Here is a 19,147-nt window from a genome sequence, read left to right on the forward strand (position 1 = left end):
GAGCGGGAAGGCGGGGGCGGGCGGTCACGAGCTGACCCAGACCGTGGTCAGGTCGATGAACCAGGACTGCGGCTGGACGAGTCCCCGCACCTCGGGGGCGAGCGCCCTGGGATTGCGGTCGTTGACGACGAACAGCCAGGGGGCGTCGCGCGTCACGAGGGACAGCGCCTCCCGGTAGTCCGACCGGCGGCGTTCCGGGTCGGTGTCGGCCGACGCGGAGGCCAGCAGCTCGTCGACGCGCTCGTTGCTGTAGTGGCCGGTCCAGAAGGGGCTGTCGCCGCCGATGAACAGCGGCAGCAGCGCCTCGGACTGGAAGAGCGTCGTGGACTGGGCGATGGCGTCGGAGCCGAGCGCCACCTCGCCCTCCGCCTCGGCGCTGATCAGCGTGGACCAGTCGGTGGTGCGGATCTCGACGTCGATGCCGACGGCCGCGAGGTCACGCTGAATGGCCTCGGTGATGGGCACCGGAAGCAGGTTGCCCGAGCCGCCGGTGGGGACGGTCACGGACGTCTCGAAGCCATCCTCGTATCCCGCCTCGGCCAGCAGCCGCCGGGCGCGGTCGGGTTCGTACGTGTAGGTGTCGTTCGCCTCGTCGTAGGCGAAGGTGGCCCGGGGCGCGGCCTGGTGGGCGGGGTCGGCGGTGCCGTGGAGAAGCTGTTCGGCGATGGCCTCGCGGTCGACGGCGTAGTTGGCGGCCCGCCGGACCCGCGGGTCGCTCCAGGGGCCCTGGGAGGTGTCGAGGATCCAGTACCAGAGGTGGTCGTAGCTGTTGGTGACGACGCTCGCGCCCTCGGCGGTCAGGCTCTCGATGTCGTCGGGGTTGGGGTACTCGATCCAGTTGACGTCGCCGGAGCGCAGCGCCGCGGTGCGGGCGGCGGCGTCGGGGATGGCCCGTACGATCAGCCGGTCGAGCTTGGGCGCCCCGGCCCAGTACCGCTCGTTGGCGACCAGCTCGATCTCCTGGCCCTCGCGCTGCGACGCGAAGGAGAAGGGGCCGGTACCGACGGGCTGCCGGGCGAAGTCCTCAGTGCCGGTCTCGCGGATCGCGGTCGGGCTGGCGATGAGCACGTGGGCCAGGTCCTCGGGGAAGTGGCCGTTGGGCTCCGCGGTGACGAGCTCCACGCGGCCGTCGTCGAGCTTCCGGTAGTCGGCGATGCCGCCCGCGTACTCACCGGCGGCGGCGCCGAGGGCGTCGGTGTAGTAGTCGCTCTCCTCGTCGAGATAGCGGTCGAGGTTGAAGATGACGGCGTCGGCGTCGAACGGCGTGCCGTCGTGGAAGGTGACGCCGTCGCGCAGGGTGAAGGTCCAGGTGGTGTCGTCGTCCGCGACCTCCCAGGAGGTGGCGAGCGCGCCCGTGATCTCGGGCGGCGCGTCGCCCTGGGTCAGGTCGTAACGGGTCAGGCCCTCGTAGAGCTGGAAGCTGACCAGCCGCTTCCCCTCGAAGCCCGCGCCGCCGATGACGGTGTCGGTGTTGGGCAAGGTACCGGTCGCGCCGACGACCAGGGTGCCGCCGCTGCCGGAGTCGGCGGCGGCCGGGGTGTCGGAGCCACCGGAGCCACAGCCGGTCGCGGTCAGCGCGAGCAACGCGGCGGCCGGGAGGGCGGCGAGTCTGCGAAGGGGATGGCGGTGTGTCATCGTGCTGGCTTCCTTGTCAGGGGGGATCTCGCGGCGATGCCGGCCGGCGGAACGGTGCCGGTCGGGGGGACAGTGCCCGTCGGAGGAACGGTGCTGGTCGGAGGGGCAACGCCGGCCGGGGGAACGGTGCCGGTCGGAGGAACGGCGAGGCTCGGGGGGACAGTGCCGGCCAGCGGAACGGCGGAGCTCGGCGGAACGGCGCCGGTCGGAGGGGCAATGCCGGTCGGCGGAACGGCGGGGCTCGGCGGAACAGCGAGGCTCGGCGGAACAGCGAGGCTCGAGGGGACAGTGCCGGTCGGCGGAACGGTGCCGGTCGGCGGAACAGCGAGGCTCGGCGGAACCGTGCCGGTCGGCGGAACCGTGCCGGCCGGGGGAACGGTGCCGGTCGGAGGAACGGCGGGGCTCGGGGGGATGTCGGTGGGGCGGGACGGCGGTGGCTCGGGAGGGATGTCGGCGGCGGCCAGCAGGGCGCGGGTATAGGAGTGCTGGGGGGCGGCCCAGAGGCGCCCGGTCGGGCCCTCCTCCACGACCCGGCCGCCGCGCAGCACGACGACCCGGTCGGCGATCCGCCGCACCACGGACAGATCGTGGGAGATGAACAGGTAGGCCAGGCCGGTGCGTTCACGCAGGTCCCGCAGCAGGTCGAGGACGTGGTACTGGGTGGACCGGTCCAGGGCGGACGTGGGCTCGTCGCAGACCACCAGGTCGGGGCCGGTGGCCAGGGCGCGGGCGATGGCCACCCGCTGGAGCTGTCCGCCGGACAGCTCGCGGGGGCGGCGCTGGGCCAGCGCCGGGTCGAGGCCGACCTGACGGAACAGCTCCGCGACGGCCCCGGCCCGCTCCCGGCGCGGGATGTCCGCCGCGCCGAGCGCGAAGGCGACGGCCTGGCCGGCCCGCAGCGCCGGGTTGAGGGAGCCGCCCGGGTGCTGCGGGACGAACTGGAGCCGCCCGCGCGCCGCCCGCCCGCCCCGGCCGGTGAGCCGGTACGGGTCCCGGCCGTCGAAGCGGACCGTGCCGGAGTCGGGGGCGAGCAGGCCGAGCGCCAGCCGGGCGAGCGTCGACTTGCCGGACCCGGACTCGCCGACCAGCCCGACCGTCTCGCCCGGCGCGACGGTCAGGCTGACGCCGTCCAGCGCGGGCGGTGCCGCGCGGGCGTAGCGCTTGATGACGCGCTCCACACAGAGCAGGGGAACGGCGGTCGCCGGGGCGGTCACTGGTCCACCGTCCTTTCCGCGGGCGCGGGAGCGGGCGTCTGTCGGATGCCCGTGGCACGGCGCCGGTGAGCGCGCGGGTGACGGCCCGGCGCGGTCGCTCCGTTCCGGAGCTGCCGACCGGCGGCGCGGGGACGTACCGCGGAGCGCCGGTCAGTGACCGCCGGGGGACCGGCTCCGTCACCGGCCCGCCGCCGACCGGCACGAGGAGAGCCGTGGCACCGGCGGAGAGCGCGTACCGCGCCGGGGCCGACGGGGGTTCGGCCGAGCACGCTGTCAGTCATCGGTGGGCCTCCTCGCGGGTGGCGACCAGTTCGGCGGTGAAGGCGTGGTCCGGCCGGAAGAGGACCCGTTCGGCGGGTCCGCTCTCGACGACGCGGCCGTCGCGCATCACCGCGATCCGGCCGCCCACCCGGCGGGCCGCCTCCAGGTCGTGGGTGACCAGCAGCAGGGCCGTGCCGCGCTCGGCGCGCAGCCGTCCGAACAGGTCGAGGACCTGCGCCCGCACCAGCACGTCGAGCGCCGTCGTGGGTTCGTCCGCGACCAGCAGCTCGGGGCCGCAGGCGAGGGCGATCGCGAGCGCCGCCCGCTGCCGCTGGCCGCCGGACAGTTCGTGCGGATGGCTGCGCGCGATCCGCTCCGGGTCGGTGACACCGGCCGTGGCCAGCAGCTCCGGCACGAGGGCGCGGGCGGCCCGCCGGCCGGTGGCGATCCGGTGGCGCCGCAGCACCTCGGTGAGCTGCGGGCCGATCCGGCGCAGCGGGTCGAGCGCGCCGGTGGGGTCCTGCGGCACGTAGCCGACGCGCCGGCCGCGGACACGGGACAGGGTGCGCTCGTCCGCCGCGCGCAGGTCCGTCCCGGCCAGCCGGACGCTTCCGGCGACGCGGGCGCCCCGGCCGGGCAGCCCGAGGACCGTGCGCGCCACGGTGGTCTTGCCGCTGCCGGACTCGCCCAGCAGGGTCAGCGCCTCCCCGGCGCCGACGGTGAACGACACGCCGTCCACGGCCCGCACGGTCCGGTGACGGCCGACGTGGTCGACGGTCAGATTCTCGACGGCCAGCACGGGGTGGCCAGGCTCCGGCCGGCTCATCGGGGGTCCTCCCGGAGGCCGACCCGGCGGCGCAGCGCCTCGCCGAGGACGTTGAAGAGCACGGACACGACGAGGATCGTCAGGGCGGGCAACACGGCGACCCAGGGGTGCGTCAGCAGGGCCGGTCTCAACTCGTCGAGCATGGCGCCCCATTCGGCGGTGGGTGGGGCGACGCCGAGGCCGAGGAAGGACAGGCCGGCGGCGTAGACGATGGCGAGCCCGATGAGCGAGGACGCGTACGCCAGCACGACGGGGGCGATGACCGGAAGCACCTGGCGGACGGCGATCGCCGCGCGTCCGGCGCCGCTCACGCGGGCGGCCTCCAGGTATTCGGCGGATCGGATCCGCTGGACCTCGGTGAACGCGACGCGGGTCACGACCGGCGTCAGCACCACGGACAGGGAGAACACGGTGGCGCCCACGCCCGCCTCCAGCACGGTGGCGACGGCGATGGCCAGCAGCAGGCCGGGGAACGCGTAGAGCACGTCGAGGGAGCGCAGCAGGCCCTGCTCGGTAAGGCGCCCGCCGAGACCGGCCGCGATACCGAGCGCGCTGCCGAGCACCGTGGCCACCGCCACCGGCACCAGGCCGCCGATGAGAGACGGCCGGGCGGCCCAGATCAGCCGGCTGAGCACGTCCCGGCCTTGGCCGTCGGTGCCCAGCGGGTGACCGGGGCTGCCGGGGTCGAGCAGCCGGTCCCCCAGCGACCCGGCGGCGGGGTCGTAGGGGGCGAGCAGCGGGGCGGCCAGGGCCGCCAGGAGCAGCAGCGTGGCGAGCGCGGCCGGGATCAGCAGTCCGGCGTCCAGGCGTCGGCCGTTCGCCGTCTCCGTCTCCGTCATGGGGGTCAGCGCCACGGGGAGCGGCGCCACGGGGGTCGGGTTGGCGGGTGCGGTCATCGTCAGCTCCGCACTCTCGGGTCGATCCACGCGTGCGCGGCGTCGACGAGGATGTTGATCCCGACGAAGGCGACCGCGACCACCAGGACCCCGCCCTGGATCAGGGGGAGGTCGCGGGCCGCCAGGGCCTCGTAGAGCAGGCGGCCCACGCCGGGCCAGGCGAACAGGGTCTCCACGAAGACGACGCCCTCCAGGAGATAGGCCAGTTGGAGTCCGGCGATGGTGAGCAGGGCCGGGGCGGCGTTGTGCGCGCAGTGCAGCAGCACGGCGGGCCGGCTCAGGCCGCGGGCCCGGAGGCTGTCGGGGAGGTCACCGGCGAGAACCGAGCCGAGCGCGGCGCGGAACACGCGGGCGGTCAGACCGAGCGGCACCAGCGCGGCGGCGACGGCCGGGAGGACGAGGTGGCGCAGCAGGTCGGCGCCGCCCCCGCCGCCGAAGACGTCGTGGGTGCCGCCCGCGGGCAGCCAGCGCAGTTCCACCGCGAAGACGGCGATGAGCAGCAGCGCCACGGAATACTGCGGCGCGGAGACGGCCAGGGTGCTGAGCGCGCCCGACAGCCGTCCCGGCAGGCCGCGCGGTCGCAGCGCGCCGAGCGCGCCCAGCGCGACGCCGCCGATGAGCACGAGGACGAACGAGGCCCCCGCCAGGATCAGCGTCTGGCCGAGCGCGGGGAACAGGAAGTCGGTGACAGGGCGCTGGCCGGAGATGGAGACGCCGAGGTCGCCGCTGAGGGCGTGCCCGAGCCACGCGAGGTACTGGAAAGGCAGCGGCCGGTCCAGCCCGAGGCGTTCGGTGAGCTCGTGCCGCGCCTCCGCCGGCGCCCCGGGCCCGAGGAAGGTGCTGACCGGGTCGCCGGGGACGAGCGCGACGGTGGCGAACACGACGACGGTGACGCCCAGCAGGGTGGGCACCGACAGCAGCAGCCGGCGTGCCAGGAACAGCCTCATCCCGCCGCCTGCCGGGGCGGTGCGCCGGGCGAACCGGCGGCGGGGCGGTGAGCGGGGGCGGACATGGCTGGCTTCCTTCCGATGGCGGGTGCGGAAGGAAGGGTGCGGGCCGGGGAGCGGGGATAGCCAGTCAGGGATTCATGCTGTTACCCCTGCTCATAGGACCGGGCGGACCCGGTACGCCGCTGCCCCCTCACACGGCGCTCACATATCCTTGACCACGGAAACTGGCCCCAAGTAGTATTGACATATGACAAATTGGCGGACCGACTTCACCTTGGTCGGTATCGGCGGCTCGTGGCACCGCAGGTGCTTCGACGAGCTGTGTCGCCCGCGCGCCGGGCGCTGAACTTCCGGTCGTCACCGACAGCGCCCTTCCTCTTCGCCGTAACGCCGTGCCCAAGGGCACGGCCTCGCCATATCCGAGAGGAAACGCACGCGATGCCGCACTTCAGCGACAACGCCTTCCGCGCCCGCGGGGGTTCACGGTGGCCGCACTGACCGAGCTGGCGGCACAGGGCACCGGACGGCTGTCCCGTCCGGCCCTCGGCCGCCGCGCGTCCCGCGCCGACGCCCCCAGAGCCTCCACGCACCAGGCGCATCCGGCCCATTCGTCCTGCCAGACACTCCCGACCCCCCAAGCGGAGATCGACAACCCGCTGGACCTGATCGCCGGTCATCAGCTCCTCGCGGAGCCCGAGACCATGCCGGGCCGGCCGCGCGCCGAGTCGCCCGGCTGCACCTGCGGCCACCCCATCTGCGGGTGGAACGCCCGCCGGGCGGCGACCGCCACCCGCGTTTTCCTCATCGCGCACCGGCCCGTGGTCGGGGCCGGACTGCGCAGCGTCCTGGCCGCGTCCCCCGACATCGTGGTGGTCGGCGGTACGAGCGATCCCACGTCGGCGTACGGGGCGGTGCGGCGGGTCGGGCCCGACGTGATCCTCCTGGGCCCCGGCGCCTCGCTCGCCCACGACCTCGCGGCCGTCGCGCGGCTGCGAGGCTCCCAGGGGACGGACGGCCCCCGGGTGCTGCTGCTGCGCCGGGCCGAGGGGCCGGCCGAGGCGGCGCAGGTGCTGCTGGCCGGGGCGAGCGGCTGCGTCTCGCTCGACCTGGCCGAGGACCGGCTGATCGCCGCCGTCACCCTCGCCGCCGCGGGCGGGACCGTCTTCCTGCCCGCTCCCCCGTCGGCCCGGACCCACCCGGCGAGCCTGGTGGGCCACGCCGCCGAGCCGCCGCCGCAGCACTGCGGGCTCACCGACCGGGAGCGGGACGTGCTCGCCCAGCTCGCCCGGGGGCTCAGCAACGCCGAGATCGGCCGCGAACTGGCCCTGGCCGAGGCGACGGTGAAGAAGCACCTGACCCAGGCGATGCGCAAGATCGGCCAGTCGGACCGGTTGCGCGCCGCGCTCTACGCCCACCGGCACGGCCTGGCCCGCTGAGCCGGCGCCCGCCGCGCGCCCCGCCCGCTCCGCCCCCGGAGATCCGGGGGCGGAGCGGGCGGGGCGCGCGGCGCGGGGCGACCTTCGGAGCATGCGCCGTCGCCGTTCGTCGCCGCCGCCGTCGCCCTTTGGGGCTTCTGGCGCCACGGCGCGCTGCCTAGCGTGATCGGCGAACGAGATCAGTGCGTCCGTAACCCCCCGACAAGGAGCCCTCCATGAGCGACGGGCACAGATCTTCCGAACAGCCCTTCAGACCCGCGCCCCGCACCGCGCTGCTGGGCGCGGCCCTCCCCAGGGACGACTCCCCCCGTTCCCCCTACCGATCGATGCCCGACACCGAACGCTCGGCCCTGTGGCGCCAGCGGCTGCACGAGGCGGAGGCCGGCCTGACCCGCTATCTGGTCTCGCTGGGCGACGAGGTCCGGCTGACCGCCTGGTTCGCGCTGCAGGCCGAACTCTTCGCCGACCTGCCCGCCCCGGACGCCCCGCCGTACGCGTGGCAGCGGATCTTCTTCCGCGGACAGGCCCTGATGGAACGGTTCCTGGTGGACCGGTACGGCGAACAGGTCCTCGCCGACTGGGCCCGCGCCAACGCCGAGGTACACCGCGAGGTCGAGACCGACCACGGCCGGGGCGCGGCCGACCCCATCCACCGCATCGCCCGCCAGGCCGAACTCTACGGCTCGGACTACGAGTTCGATGACGACGACCAGCCCTCGGCCGAGCACGCGGCCGTCACCATCACGCACTGCGCCATCTGGGACTACCGCGAACAGGCCCGCCGCAACGGCGTCCGTCTGACGCTGGCCTCCCCGTGCACGTACTGCACCGAGGCCCTGTCCGCCAACATCCGCGCCAAGGGCTTCGTGCCCGCGCACCGGCTGCGCGGCGGACCCACCGGCCACGGTTGCCGGTGGGAGGCGACCGCCCCCCGCCAGGCGGGCGCCGACACCCCGAGGGAGGACTAGATGTGCGGCATCACCGGATGGATCGACTGGGACGCCGACCTGCGGCAGCGGGGGCCCGCCGTGCGGGCCATGGCGGACACCCTGGCCTGCCGGGGCCCCGACGCCGGAGGTGTCTGGCTCTCCCGGCACGCCGCCCTCGGCCACCGCCGGCTCTCCGTCATCGACATCGACGGCGGCACCCAACCCCTCACCGACACCGGCCCCGGCGCCGGCCCCGATGACCCGCGCGCGGTGCTCAGCTACAACGGCGAGCTGTACAACTACCGTGAGCTGCGGGCCGAGTTGAATGCCCTCGGGCATGTCTTCCGGACCCGCTCGGACACCGAGGTCGTGCTGCGCGCCCACCTTCAGTGGGGGACCGACGCGCCCCGCCGGTTCAACGGCATCTTCGCCTACGCGCTCTGGGACACCCACCGGCGCGAACTCCTCCTCGTCCGCGACCACCTCGGCGTCAAACCGCTGTACTGGCACGCCCATGCCACCGGCGTGCAGTTCGGCTCGGAGCCCAAGGCGCTGCTCGCCGGTCCCCTCTTCCGCGCCGAGCTCGACACCGAGGGCATCGCGGAACTGTTCGCCCTGCCGGCCGCGCCGACCCCGGGCCACGGCGTCTTCCGCGGGCTGCGTGAGGTGCGCCCCGGCCACCTGGTGTCGGTCCGCGAGACCGTCACCCGCGAACACCGCTACTGGGCGCTGGAGTCCCGCCCGCACACCGACGGCCCGGAAGCCACCCGGGAGACCGTGCGCGCGCTGCTCGCCGACACCGTCGAGCGCCAGCTTCTCAGCGACGTCCCGCTGTGCACCCTGCTGTCGGGCGGCGTCGACTCCAGCGCCATCACCGCGCTGGCCGCCGCGGCGCGGGAGCGGACCGGCCGGGGGAAGGTGACCACCTACTCGGTCGACTTCCCCGGCAGCTCCGACCGCGCGCCCGACGCCTGGCGCACCACGCACGACGCGCCGTATGTCCGGGCCGCGGTAAGGCACATCGGCACCCTGCACACCTCCGTCGTCATCCCCGACGACGACCTGCTGGTCGCCCGCGACGCCGTGCTGCGCGCCCGGGACCGGCCCGGCTGGGGCGAGATGGACGCCTCGCTGCACCTGCTCTTCCGCGAGGTGCGGCGGCGATCCACCGTGGCGCTGTCCGGCGAGGCCGCGGACGAGATCTTCGGCGGCTACCCCTACTTCCACGACGCGGCGGCGCTCGCCTCCGGCACCTTCCCCTGGCTGCACGACCGCACCACTCCGGCCGCGCTGCTGCGGCCGGACGTGCGGGCCCGGGTCCGGCCCGAGGAGTACACGGCGGCGGCGTACCGCGACACGCTCGCCTCGCTGCCGGAGTGGGCCGGTGACCACGGCGCGGAGAGCGACGCGGAGCGGCGCGTCCGCGAGGTGTTCCACCTCGCGCTGACACGCTGGCTGCCGCCGCTGCTGGACCGCGTGGACCGGGTGAGCATGTCGGTCGGCCTGGAGGTCCGGGTGCCATTCTGCGACCACCGGCTGGTGGAGTACGTGTGGAACGTGCCGTGGGCGCTCAAGGCGCCCGGCGGCCGGTCGAAGGGCCTGCTGCGGGACGCCGTGCGCGACCTGCTCCCGGAGCGGGTGACGGACCGCCCCAAGAGCGGCTACCCGTCGACCCCGGCCGTGCGGTACACCGAGGTGCTGACGGCGCGGGCGCACGAGCTGCTGGCCGATCCGCACGCACCGGTCTTCGAACTGGTCGACCGGGCGGCGGTGCGCCGGGCACTCGCCGAAGGACGCCCGCTGCCCAGCCCGCGCACCGCGCCCAACCCCGTCGGCGGCCTGGACCACCTGGTCCAGGTGGACGAATGGCTCCGGGCCTACCGGGTGAGCCTGCGGTGAGCGGCGGCTTCCCGCGCGCCGGACGCGCCCCCGGCCCGGCCGACGCCTACCGCCACGCGGCACGGTCGTGGACCACCGGCGTCGCGCTGCTGACGGCCCGGCACGGCGACGAGGTCTTCGCCAAGACCGTCTCCTCGCTGTGTCCGCTGTCCCTCGACCCCCCGCTGGTCAGCGTCGCGGTCGACCGCCGCAGCCCCATCGTGACCGCCGTCCGGGGCGGCCGGGGCTTCGCGCTGAACGTGCTGGCCGCCGACCAGGAGCCACTGGCGCGGCGCTTCGCCTCCCCGGGCGCCGGACGCGCCCTGGGCTGCTTCACCACCGCGCCGATGCGGCCCGGGACCACGGGCGTGCCCGTCCTCGAACGCTGCCTGGCCTGGTTCGACTGCCGGCTGCACGGCGTGCTCCCGGGCGGCGACCACGTCCTGCTCGTCGGCCTCGTCGCCGCCGCCGACGCCGTACCGGGAGACCCGCTGGTCTACCACGACGGCCGGTACCGGTCCCCCGGCCCCGGCCACCCCACCGACCACCCGAACCCGACCTCCGCAGGAGCCCGCGCATGACTCTGCTCACCGGCGACCGCTACCGGGCCCAGCTCGCCGACGGCCGCGAGCTGTACCTGGACGGCGAGCGCGTCACCAGCCCGGCCGACCACCCCGCGTTCAAGCCCGCCGTGGACGAGCTGGCCCGCCTCCTCGACCTCCAGCACGCCCCCGAACACCGCGACCTGCTCACCTGGGTCGACCCGGACACCGGCGACCGCCTCGCCCGCGGCTACCAACCGCCGCACAGCCTGGAGGACTTGCGCCTCCAGCGGCGCAGCGCCGAGTTCTGGCACGCCGAATCGCTGGGACAGCACGGCCGTTCGCCCGCGTTCATGGCGTCGATCGCGGTCGGCGTCTACGACTTCCGGCACCGGCTGGAGGCCAACCGGGCCGGCTTCGGGGCCAACGCCGAAGCCTGGTACCGGTACTGCGCCCAGAACGACCTGGTGCTGTCGCACGCGCTCGGTGACCCGCAGATCGACCGCTCCGCCGACCCCGTGGACGACCCGGACCTCGCCCTGCGGGTGCTGGAGGAGAACGAGCACGGCATCGTCGTGCGCGGCGCCAAGCAGCTCACCACCCTGGCCCCGCTGGCGCACGAGGTGCTGGTCTACCTGTCGGCCTCGTTCGCCCAGCGCGGCGCGGAGCAGTTCGTCGTCTGGTTCGCCCTGCCCCTCAACACGCCCGGCCTGATCACGCTGTGCCGCGAGCCGCTGGGCGGCGAGCCCTGGGGCCACGCCCACCCGCTCGGCGCCCGTTTCGACGAGCAGGACGCCATGCTGTTCTTCGACGACGTCCTGGTGCCCTGGGACCGGGTGTTCCTGCTCCGCGACGGCGACCTGGCGCGCACCGGCCTCGGCCGGATCAACGCCTGGAGCGCGTACATCGGGCACGTCCGGTTCCGGGAGCGGCTGCGCACGCTGCTCGCGACGGCGACCCTGGTCGCCGAGAGCATCGGCGTCGACGGCTTCCGCAACGTCCAGGAGGATTTGGGGCGGCTGGCCGGCTACGCCGAGCTGACCGAGTACTTCCTGGACGCCGCCGAGAGCCGCGCCACCACGACGGACAGCGGGCTGCTCGCGCCGGGCGACACAGCCGCCAGCCGCGTGTGGTCCGCCGAAGTGGCGGGCAGCGCCGTGGAGATCGTGCGGAAGATCGGCGCGTCGGGACTGCTGATGCAGCCCACCGCGGGCGACCTCGCCCACCCCCGGCTCCGCCCGCACCTCGACCGGTACATGCGCGGCCGGGGCATCGACGCCGAGCGGAAGTCGCGGCTGTTCCGCCTGGCCTGGGAGCTGACCGGCGACGGGTTCGGCCAGCGCCAGGACCTCTACGAGTATGTCCACCGCGGGGACTTGACCCGGAACCGGATCAACCTCTTCAAGCGCTACGACCAGAGCGCCACGCGCGAACGGCTGCGGCGGCTGGTCGAGCCCCCCGGGGCCTTGTCGCAGTCCCCGTCCCCGACCCAGTCCCCGACCGCGCCCTTGGAGGCACAGCGATGACGACATCAGCCGTCGAGGCCCAGGCCCGTACCCTGTCCGGCTACGCGGACGCCAGCCGACTCCGCCAGGAGCACGACCGGGACTGGGTACTGGACCACATCCCGGGCGAGCCCGCCACCCTGGTCGATCTGGGCAGCGGCATAGGCCAGTTGCTGGAGGCGGCGCTGCACCGCTTCCCCTCGCTGGAGCTGGCGGTCGGCCTGGAGCGTTCGCCCCACCGCATCACCGAGGCCGCCGCGCGCCTGAAGCCCCACGGCGGCCGGGTCGCGTTGGCCGAGGCCGACCTGAACGCCCCCGCGCCGGTGCCCCACCGACCCGACGTGGTGACGATGACCTCGGTGCTGCACTGGCTGTACCCCACGGAGGACCGCGTCCTGGCGTGGGTGCGCGAACACCTCGCGCCCGGCGGGCACTTCCTGCTGACGACCTACCACCCCGCGCGCGACGAGCACGGCCTGGGCGGCGAGGACGACATCGTCCGCGACGCCCTCACCGCCCTGGGCGTGCCGCGCGCGGACGTCCCCGCCCTGTTCGCGGGTGGCGGGGTGCTGCCCATCGCCACCCGTACCCGGACCGTCGAGGATCTGGCGGCCCTGCTGGAACGGGACTTCCGCACCGACGGGACGTGGGAGCGCGACGCCGTGGTCACCGTGGCGGACGCCGCGCAGTACACCCGTTTCCACGCCGCCACCTTCGGGGACTACTACAGCGGCCTCGTCACGCCCGCCCGGCGCGAGGAGTTCTTCCGCGCCGTCGGGGAAGCCGCCGCCCGGCGCCAGGAGGAGCGCGGCCGGGTCAGCGACATGCCCGTGCGACTCTGGCGGCTCACACCTCGCGCCTGACCGCGCGCCTCCGCCCCCTTGCCCGTCCCACCGCCCAGGAGCGTTCACCGATGTCAACTCCCCGCCCCAGCACGGAACTCGGAGCGTTCCTGCGTGCCCACCGCGAGCTGCTGAAGCCCGGCGACGTCGGACTGAGCGCCACGGCACGCAGGCGTACCCCCGGGCTGCGCCGCGAGGAGGTGGCCTCGCTCTCCGGCGTGGGGCTGGCCTGGTACACGTGGCTGGAGCAGGGCCGGGTGACCGCCTCCCGGCAGGTGCTGGAGGCGGTCGCCCGAGCCCTGCGCCTGGACCCGGCGGGCACCCGGCACGCGATGCGGCTCGCCGGATACCACGAGCCCGCCGGACCGGTCGGCGGGGACGGCCGCGGGCGGCTGACAGCCGCCGTCCAGCCGGTGCTCGACTCGTGGCCGGCGAGCCCGGCGGTGCTCCTGGACCAGTATTTCGATCTGCTGGCCTGGAACACGGCCTGGAGCGCCCTGTGGGGGGCGCCCGAGACGATCCCGGCCGAGCGCCGCAACCTGATGTGGCTGATGGCAGCCGACCAGCGGCTGCGCACCGTCATGCACGACTGGGAGCCGCTGGCGATGAACGTCTTCCAGCACTTCCGCGCTCAGGCCGGGCCCGCCCTCGCCGACGCGAGGACCAGCGAGGTCTACCGTCAGCTGGACGAGGACGCTCCGGAGTTGCGTCACTGGTGGGGCTGCCGCTCGGTCGCCGAGCTGACCGCCCGCACGGTGACGGTCGAGCCGAGGACCGGGCAGCGCATCCAGCTCGCGCTGTCCTCGTTCCACCCGGTCGACGACCCCTCGGCGCTCGTCCTGCTCTTCACCCCCGACTCGGCCGAGGACCGGGCGCGGATGGCGGCCCTGGCCGAGCCGGGGCCGCGCGCCGTCCCGACGCCGTCCTCCGCTACTCCTGACCGGCGGGCCGGCTGACCGCCGCCCGCGCGCCCCGGCCCACCAGCAGACCGCCGAGCGCCGCGAGCACGGCCAGTCCCGCGCCCACCGCCAGCACGCCGTCCGCCACATCGCCGAACGCGCCGACCGCCCAGGCGCCGAGGCCGGTGCCCGCGTACATGGTGGAGGTCAGCCACGCGCTGGACGTGGCCCGCAGCTCCGGCGCGGCCGTGCCCGCCAGCGTCTGCTGATCGGTCACGAAGCCACCGCTCGCGACGAACCACAGGGTGACCCCGGCCAGCGCCAGAACCAGGCCGGGACCCGTGGCCGCCACGGCGATGCCCGCCGCCAGCAGCAGGCCCCACAGGCCCAGCAGCGGCAGATCCGTGCGCCCCGCCGCGCGGAACCGGTCGCCGAGCCGCCCGCCGAGCAGCGACCCGGCCACGCTCCCGGCCCCGACCAGCACCCCGACGAGGCCCAGGGCCTCCACGGAGAGGTCGAAACGGTCGACCAGCAGCGCGCCGAGGAACGTGTACGCGCCCAGGTTGGCCGCGTTGAACGCCGTGTTGACCAGCAGCCCCTCGCGCAGCGCGGGCACCCGCCACGCGGCCAGCACGCCCCGGATCGCGCCCACCGGCACCCCCCGCCCTGCGGCGGGCCCGACCTGCCGCAGCAGCAGCGGCACGGCCGCGGCGGTGCCCAGGGTCAGCGCCCAGAACGCGGAACGCCAGCCCGCCACACCGGCCAGCAGACCGCCGAGCGGCACGCCCACGACCTGGCCGCAGGAGAACAGCGCCATGCCGAGGCCCAGTGCCCGGCCGCGCACCCGGTCCGACGTGGACTCCGAGATGTGCGCCCAGATCGCCGGCCCGGCCGCGGCGGCGGCCAGCCCGGCGAGCGCCCGGGAGACGACGAGCAGCGCCAGGCTGGTCGAGAGCGCGGCGGCGGCGTTGGAGACCGCGAACAGCGCGGTCCCGGCGAGCAGCGCGCGGCGGCGGCCGAACCGGTCGCTGAGCAGCCCGAGGAACGGTGCCGCGACCGCGTACGCCAGGACGTAGGCGGTGACGCTCGACGCGGCGGCTGCCTCGCTCACACCGATGTCGTCGGAAATGGTGGGCAACAGCGGTGAGATGAGAAAGGTCTCGGTCCCGAAGAGGAACAGCAGCACGAACACACCCGCGTAGCGGAGCCGGTCGAACCCCTCCACCGGACCGGCGGACGCGGGCTCGACACCCGGATCGGCACCCGGATCGGCGGCGGGATCGGCGGTGGGATCGACACCGGACTTCGGATCGGACTCGGTCGGGGAAACGCCGCTCAAGCGGATCACCACCTCGCGTATCGGCGCGGAGCCGCGTCCCGGCACGGCACGCGGCCCGCCGGGGCCGGGCGGCGCGGAGTGCGGCTCCGGCGGGGGGACGGGGCCGCCCGGCCAGGTCATCGTGGGCGGCCCCACGCGGCGGCAACCAGCCAGGCGATCATCCTGTGACCGCCACTCATACCCTTGCGTCCGGAGAGTGAGACGGGGGCGACGGCCGGTGGCGGGCGGTGGCAGGATGGCGCCCAAGGTCACGAGTGACAGCGACAACGGCCCCGGCCCGCTGTCCGGCAACCCTCCTTCCGTGGCGGGGTGCCCCGGGTGATGACCGGGCCGTGGACAGCAAGGTCCGCGGCAAGCGCGGTATTTCAGGGAGCACGCCATGAGTCGGCGAATGATCTAGGCCCGGGGACTTCTTCCCAGGGCCTTCACCCGATCCCCCGCGGTCCGGCGGCCGGCACCACGTGTCCCGCCCGGCCTTCTTTCCCCGTCCCGACACGGTGCGGCGACCCCGCCGCGGCGTCCGCCGGACGGATCGTCATGCCTTCCGGGAGACTCACCATGACCACCACCACCGCGCCCGCCACCACCGGCACCACCACCACCGCCGTCACGGTCACCGCGCCCGCCACCACCGGCACCACCACCACCGCCGTCACGGTCACCGCGCCCGCCACCACCGGCACCACCGCCACCACCACCGCGCCCGCCACCACCGCCGCCATCGCGCCCGTCACCACCGCCACCGTCACCGCGCCCGCCACCGCCACCACCACCACCGTCCCCGCCCCTCCGGCCGTGCTCAGCGCCGGAGTGCGGGTGCCGCTCGCGGACGGCGGCGAAGCCGAGTACGCGGCGCTCGACTACGCGGCCAGCGCCCCCGCCCTGCGCCAGGTCTGGGACGACATCGCCGCCTACGCCCCCTACTACGGCAGCGTCCACCGGGGAGCCGGACACCTGTCGCTGCTCTCCACCCGGCTGTTCGAGGAGAGCCGGGAGGCCGTCGCCCGTTTCCTCGGCTGCCGACCCGGCGACCAGGTCGTCTTCACCCGCTCCACCACCGACTCGCTCAACCTGCTGGCCGCCGCCACGCCCGCCGGGACCCGCGTGTTCGTCTTCGAGACCGAGCACCACGCGGCGCTGCTGCCGTGGCGCGGCCGGGACGTGAGCTTCCTGCCCGCGCCCCGTTCCCCCGAGGAGGCCGTCCGCACCACCGAGCAGGCCCTGCGGACGGCCCCGCCGGGACCGAAGCTGCTGTGCGTCACCGGCGCCTCCAACGTCACCGGCGAGCTGTGGCCGGTCCGCGAACTCGCCGCCGCCGCCCACCGGCACGGCGCGCGGATCGTCCTGGACGCCGCCCAGCTCGCCCCGCACCGGCCCGTGGACATCGCCACACTGGACGTGGACTGGGTCGCGTTCTCCGGGCACAAGCTGTACGCGCCGTTCGGCTCCGGCGTCCTCGCGGGCCGCGCGGACTGGCTGGCGGCGGCCGACCCGTACCTCGCGGGCGGCGGGGCGAGCCGCACTGTGTCCCGCCGCCCCGACGGCGGCGTGGCGGTGGAGTGGCACACCGACGAGTCCCGGCACGAGGCCGGCTCCCCCAACGTCATCGGCGCCTACGCCATCGCCTCCGCCTGCCGCACCCTCACCGGGGCCGGGTTCGACCGGCTCGTCGCGGACGAGGACCACCTGCTGGGCCGTCTGAGGACCGGCCTCGACGCCCTCCCCGCCGTCCGCACCCTGTCCCTCTTCGGTCCGGACGCCCCCCGGGTGCCCGTGGTGTCCTTCACCGTCGAGGGCTGGGACAGCGCGGAGTTCGCCCGGACCCTGTCGGAGCGCTACGGAATCGGCGTCCGCTCCGGCCTCTTCTGCGCGCACCCCCTGGTCCGCACCCTGCTCGGCGAGGAGCCCGCCGACTGCGACGGTCCGCTCCAGGCCATCCGCGTCAGCTTCGGCACCGGCACCCCGCCCGGACACATCGACCGCCTCCTCCGCGCGACGGCCGAACTGACAGCCGGGTGAGGCCCGTTGACAGCCGGCAAGCACGTCCACCCTCGGCCACGTCGCCCACCGGCCGGCGCCGCGCCGCCCACCCGCCGAGTGCGAGGACATCGCGCGGCCGGCGCTCTCGTCCATCGATCCGTCCTGGAGTGCGTCTCGCGCCGAGGCCCACGTTTTCCTGACTGGTCAGCAGGAGCGAAAGGAGGGCGTTGGTGACTCCCCTGGCCTCCCCCAGCGCGCCTCCGGTGCGGTAGAAGAGGCGAACAGAGTTCATCCGGCAGGCGCCTTCGCCACCGCGGCGGTGACGGCAAGCGACTGAGAGGGAGTCCGGCGATCCGCCAACCCCGTGCCTTGGCCCCGCCTCAGCGGCGAGCCCGCGCGGCCCGACGCGCGGCACGCCGACATCCCGGCACGGCTAGTACTCCACCTGCCGATCCGCGGCGCCATGGCGTGGAGAGGCTGACGGCCTTCGCGCGCACAGCGGAACTGGGGATGCCGGGCAGTGCCCGGCATCCCGAGGGCGGTTCTCCGTCACCACCTGGCCGGGTCGGCGACGAAGGCCGCCCGCGCCGCACCGAGCAGTGCCCCGGTGGCGGCGGGTGCCTCCTCGGGATGACCTGCCTGCCACTTCACGACGTACGAGCACAAAGGCGCGACCGCGACCCCCTCACGGGCGGCCATGCGATACAACTCGCGCACCAGCGCGCCCGCGTAGCCCCTGCCCGTGTGTTCGGGATCGACGACGGTGTGGACCGGCACGAGTGCCGGCTGCGGCTCCCGCAGGACGAAGTATTGGATGAAGCCGACGATCTCGCCGTCGAGACGCCCGACCAGGAGACCCTGGTCCCTGACGTCGCTGATGTCGATACCGATGTCGCTCATGACGCTCCCTCTTCGCCGTCAGTGGTGAACCGCTTGACGAAGGAGAGTGCGGTGTCGGCGACTTCGCGCCAGCCGCTGTCGATGGTCAGTGCGTGACCGCGCCCCTTCATCTCGATGATCTCGGTGACCGCGTTCTCGTTACGCTCCTGCCTCTTGTATGAGGCGTTGGCAATGGCCCACGGCACGGTGCGGTCCTTCTCGCCCGAGATGATGAGCAGCGGACCACGCTCGGGATTGAGGGTGTTGACCTTCACCTCGGTCCACGGATTGATGTTCGCCACCGCCGCCTGGAACAGTGGCTCCCCCGGCGCGGGCACCGCGAACTGCTCGTACAGCTCCATCGCCTCCTCCTCGCCGACGGCGTTGGCGAAGGAATAGCGGAACTGGTCGTAGGTGAGCGGAACGGCCCGGTGGTAATTGGCCGGGTTTCCCAGGACCACGCTCGCCGCCCGCAGCGAGGAGATCGGCAGCGGCAGCACACCGCGAAAAGGCGCTGGGTCGATGGCCACCGAGGCCGCCGACAGCCCCCGCCCGGCGATCATCTGCGTGATGAGCCCGCCGAAGGAATGCCCGACGACGACCGGCTTGTGCTTCAGCCGCTCCATCAGCCCGGCGAAGTGGTCGGCGACCTGCCCCACGCTCTTGCCCGCGAAGACCTCGGGATGGGCGTTGGCCTCCGCGACAGTGTCCGGGTCGTCGGGCCAACCCGGTGTCAGGGGCGCATAGCCCGCCGACTCGAAGACCCGCGCCCACCGTTCCCAGCTGCTGGGCAGCAGCCAGAGACCGTGAATGAACACGACAGGGATGCGGTCGCCCGCGTTGATGCGCTCGATGGTTTCGAGATCGGCCGATGCTGACACGACAGATGTCCTCACTTCGGAGACGGAGTCATATCGTTCCGACTCCCTGAATGGGTGGCGTCAGCCTCAAGCTAGGGCGAGTGCCCCAGGCGGGATGACCGCGTGTGCAGTGGCGGTATCCCGACAGCGCACATTGTCGTGGCCGTCCCCCGCCTCGCCTCCGCCTTCATCGGACAAACCTGTGTGAATCGGGTTCGCGTTGGTCGTGTCGAGGCGGGGCCCAGGGACGGGGCCGGCGGATCGCGGGACAGCGAT

16 protein-coding genes and 1 riboswitch are annotated in these 19,147 nt (G+C 74.4%); of the genes, 8 read left to right on the forward strand and 8 right to left on the reverse strand.

Annotation, left to right across the window (positions count from 1 at the left end; translation table 11 throughout):
• Positions 1-24: 24 nt before the first annotated feature.
• The 5 genes from OIE51_RS04975 to OIE51_RS04995 all read right to left on the reverse strand — a co-directional run bounded on the left by OIE51_RS04975 (position 25) and on the right by OIE51_RS04995 (position 5,779).
• Positions 25-1,635: an ABC transporter substrate-binding protein gene (locus OIE51_RS04975; protein ID WP_326595808.1), complete on the reverse strand. Its 1,611-nt coding sequence runs from the start codon at positions 1,633-1,635 to the stop codon at positions 25-27.
• Positions 1,632-2,849, reverse strand: a complete 1,218-nt coding sequence (locus OIE51_RS04980; RefSeq protein ID WP_326595810.1) for an ABC transporter ATP-binding protein — start codon at positions 2,847-2,849, stop codon at positions 1,632-1,634. Before OIE51_RS04980 ends, OIE51_RS04975 begins: the two co-directional genes overlap by 4 nt.
• 277 nt (positions 2,850-3,126) lie before the next feature.
• On the reverse strand, positions 3,127-3,936 hold the full coding sequence (locus OIE51_RS04985; RefSeq protein WP_326595811.1) for an ABC transporter ATP-binding protein: 810 nt from the start codon (positions 3,934-3,936) through the stop codon (positions 3,127-3,129).
• Positions 3,933-4,832, reverse strand: coding sequence for an ABC transporter permease (locus OIE51_RS04990; protein WP_326595813.1), 900 nt, complete (start codon positions 4,830-4,832; stop codon positions 3,933-3,935). The genes OIE51_RS04985 and OIE51_RS04990 overlap by 4 nt, the downstream gene beginning before the upstream one ends.
• Positions 4,833-4,834: 2 nt before the next feature.
• Complete coding sequence (locus tag OIE51_RS04995; protein WP_326595815.1) at positions 4,835-5,779, reverse strand: ABC transporter permease; 945 nt, start codon at positions 5,777-5,779, stop codon at positions 4,835-4,837.
• A gap of 488 nt (positions 5,780-6,267) precedes the next feature.
• Between OIE51_RS04995 and OIE51_RS05000 the strand changes: the two genes are divergently transcribed.
• The 7 genes from OIE51_RS05000 (at position 6,268) to OIE51_RS05030 (ending at position 13,870) form a co-directional block, all read left to right on the forward strand.
• Positions 6,268-7,218: a response regulator transcription factor gene (locus OIE51_RS05000; RefSeq protein ID WP_326595817.1), complete on the forward strand. Its 951-nt coding sequence runs from the start codon at positions 6,268-6,270 to the stop codon at positions 7,216-7,218.
• 215 nt (positions 7,219-7,433) lie between these two features.
• Positions 7,434-8,186, forward strand: a complete 753-nt coding sequence (locus OIE51_RS05005) for a hypothetical protein (protein WP_326595818.1) — start codon at positions 7,434-7,436, stop codon at positions 8,184-8,186.
• Complete coding sequence (gene asnB, locus OIE51_RS05010) at positions 8,187-10,046, forward strand: asparagine synthase (glutamine-hydrolyzing) (RefSeq protein WP_326595819.1); 1,860 nt, start codon at positions 8,187-8,189, stop codon at positions 10,044-10,046. It begins immediately after the preceding gene.
• Positions 10,043-10,606, forward strand: a complete 564-nt coding sequence (locus OIE51_RS05015; RefSeq protein WP_326595820.1) for a flavin reductase family protein — start codon at positions 10,043-10,045, stop codon at positions 10,604-10,606. Before asnB ends, OIE51_RS05015 begins: the two co-directional genes overlap by 4 nt.
• Entirely contained in the window at positions 10,603-12,093 is a 1,491-nt protein-coding gene (locus OIE51_RS05020; protein WP_326595822.1) for a 4-hydroxyphenylacetate 3-hydroxylase family protein, read from the forward strand. Before OIE51_RS05015 ends, OIE51_RS05020 begins: the two co-directional genes overlap by 4 nt.
• A complete protein-coding gene (locus tag OIE51_RS05025) occupies positions 12,090-12,935 on the forward strand; it encodes a class I SAM-dependent methyltransferase (RefSeq protein WP_326595823.1) in 846 nt (281 codons plus the stop codon). Before OIE51_RS05020 ends, OIE51_RS05025 begins: the two co-directional genes overlap by 4 nt.
• 50 nt (positions 12,936-12,985) lie before the next feature.
• Positions 12,986-13,870, forward strand: coding sequence for a helix-turn-helix domain-containing protein (locus OIE51_RS05030; RefSeq protein ID WP_326595824.1), 885 nt, complete (start codon positions 12,986-12,988; stop codon positions 13,868-13,870).
• Here the strand turns inward: OIE51_RS05030 and OIE51_RS05035 are convergent.
• On the reverse strand, positions 13,845-15,152 hold the full coding sequence (locus OIE51_RS05035; protein WP_326595825.1) for an MFS transporter: 1,308 nt from the start codon (positions 15,150-15,152) through the stop codon (positions 13,845-13,847). The genes OIE51_RS05030 and OIE51_RS05035 overlap by 26 nt on opposite strands.
• A gap of 246 nt (positions 15,153-15,398) precedes the next feature.
• A riboswitch (SAM riboswitch) is annotated at positions 15,399-15,516 on the forward strand.
• Positions 15,517-15,710: 194 nt separating this feature from the next.
• On the opposite strand from OIE51_RS05035, the gene OIE51_RS05040 reads away from it, so the two are divergent.
• The gene (locus OIE51_RS05040; RefSeq protein ID WP_326595826.1) at positions 15,711-17,171 is read left to right on the forward strand and encodes an aminotransferase class V-fold PLP-dependent enzyme; all 1,461 of its coding nucleotides are present in this window, start codon (positions 15,711-15,713) and stop codon (positions 17,169-17,171) included.
• Between the two features lie 510 nt (positions 17,172-17,681).
• On the opposite strand, the gene OIE51_RS05045 is transcribed toward OIE51_RS05040, so the two are convergent.
• Entirely contained in the window at positions 17,682-18,032 is a 351-nt protein-coding gene (locus tag OIE51_RS05045; RefSeq protein WP_326595827.1) for a GNAT family N-acetyltransferase, read from the reverse strand.
• The gene (locus OIE51_RS05050) at positions 18,029-18,892 is read right to left on the reverse strand and encodes an alpha/beta hydrolase (protein ID WP_326595828.1); all 864 of its coding nucleotides are present in this window, start codon (positions 18,890-18,892) and stop codon (positions 18,029-18,031) included. Before OIE51_RS05050 ends, OIE51_RS05045 begins: the two co-directional genes overlap by 4 nt.
• Positions 18,893-19,147: the final 255 nt, after the last annotated feature.

Origin of the sequence: Streptomyces sp. NBC_01803 (assembly GCF_035917415.1) — a bacterium.
Taxonomy (GTDB): domain Bacteria; phylum Actinomycetota; class Actinomycetes; order Streptomycetales; family Streptomycetaceae; genus Streptomyces.

What these genes read in the sequence shown, in the direction of transcription:
- OIE51_RS04975 (WP_326595808.1), bottom strand. Translation starts at nt 1,635, where the DNA reads ATGACACACCGCCATCCCCTTCGCAGACTCGCCGCCCTCCCGGCCGCC.
- OIE51_RS05045 (WP_326595827.1), bottom strand. Translation starts at nt 18,032, where the DNA reads ATGAGCGACATCGGTATCGACATCAGCGACGTCAGGGACCAGGGTCTC.
- OIE51_RS05030 (WP_326595824.1), top strand. Translation starts at nt 12,986, where the DNA reads ATGTCAACTCCCCGCCCCAGCACGGAACTCGGAGCGTTCCTGCGTGCC.
- OIE51_RS05005 (WP_326595818.1), top strand. Translation starts at nt 7,434, where the DNA reads ATGAGCGACGGGCACAGATCTTCCGAACAGCCCTTCAGACCCGCGCCC.
- OIE51_RS04985 (WP_326595811.1), bottom strand. Translation starts at nt 3,936, where the DNA reads ATGAGCCGGCCGGAGCCTGGCCACCCCGTGCTGGCCGTCGAGAATCTG.
- OIE51_RS05040 (WP_326595826.1), top strand. Translation starts at nt 15,711, where the DNA reads ATGACCACCACCACCGCGCCCGCCACCACCGGCACCACCACCACCGCC.
- OIE51_RS04990 (WP_326595813.1), bottom strand. Translation starts at nt 4,832, where the DNA reads ATGACCGCACCCGCCAACCCGACCCCCGTGGCGCCGCTCCCCGTGGCG.
- OIE51_RS05020 (WP_326595822.1), top strand. Translation starts at nt 10,603, where the DNA reads ATGACTCTGCTCACCGGCGACCGCTACCGGGCCCAGCTCGCCGACGGC.
- OIE51_RS05025 (WP_326595823.1), top strand. Translation starts at nt 12,090, where the DNA reads ATGACGACATCAGCCGTCGAGGCCCAGGCCCGTACCCTGTCCGGCTAC.
- OIE51_RS04995 (WP_326595815.1), bottom strand. Translation starts at nt 5,779, where the DNA reads ATGAGGCTGTTCCTGGCACGCCGGCTGCTGCTGTCGGTGCCCACCCTG.
- asnB (WP_326595819.1), top strand. Translation starts at nt 8,187, where the DNA reads ATGTGCGGCATCACCGGATGGATCGACTGGGACGCCGACCTGCGGCAG.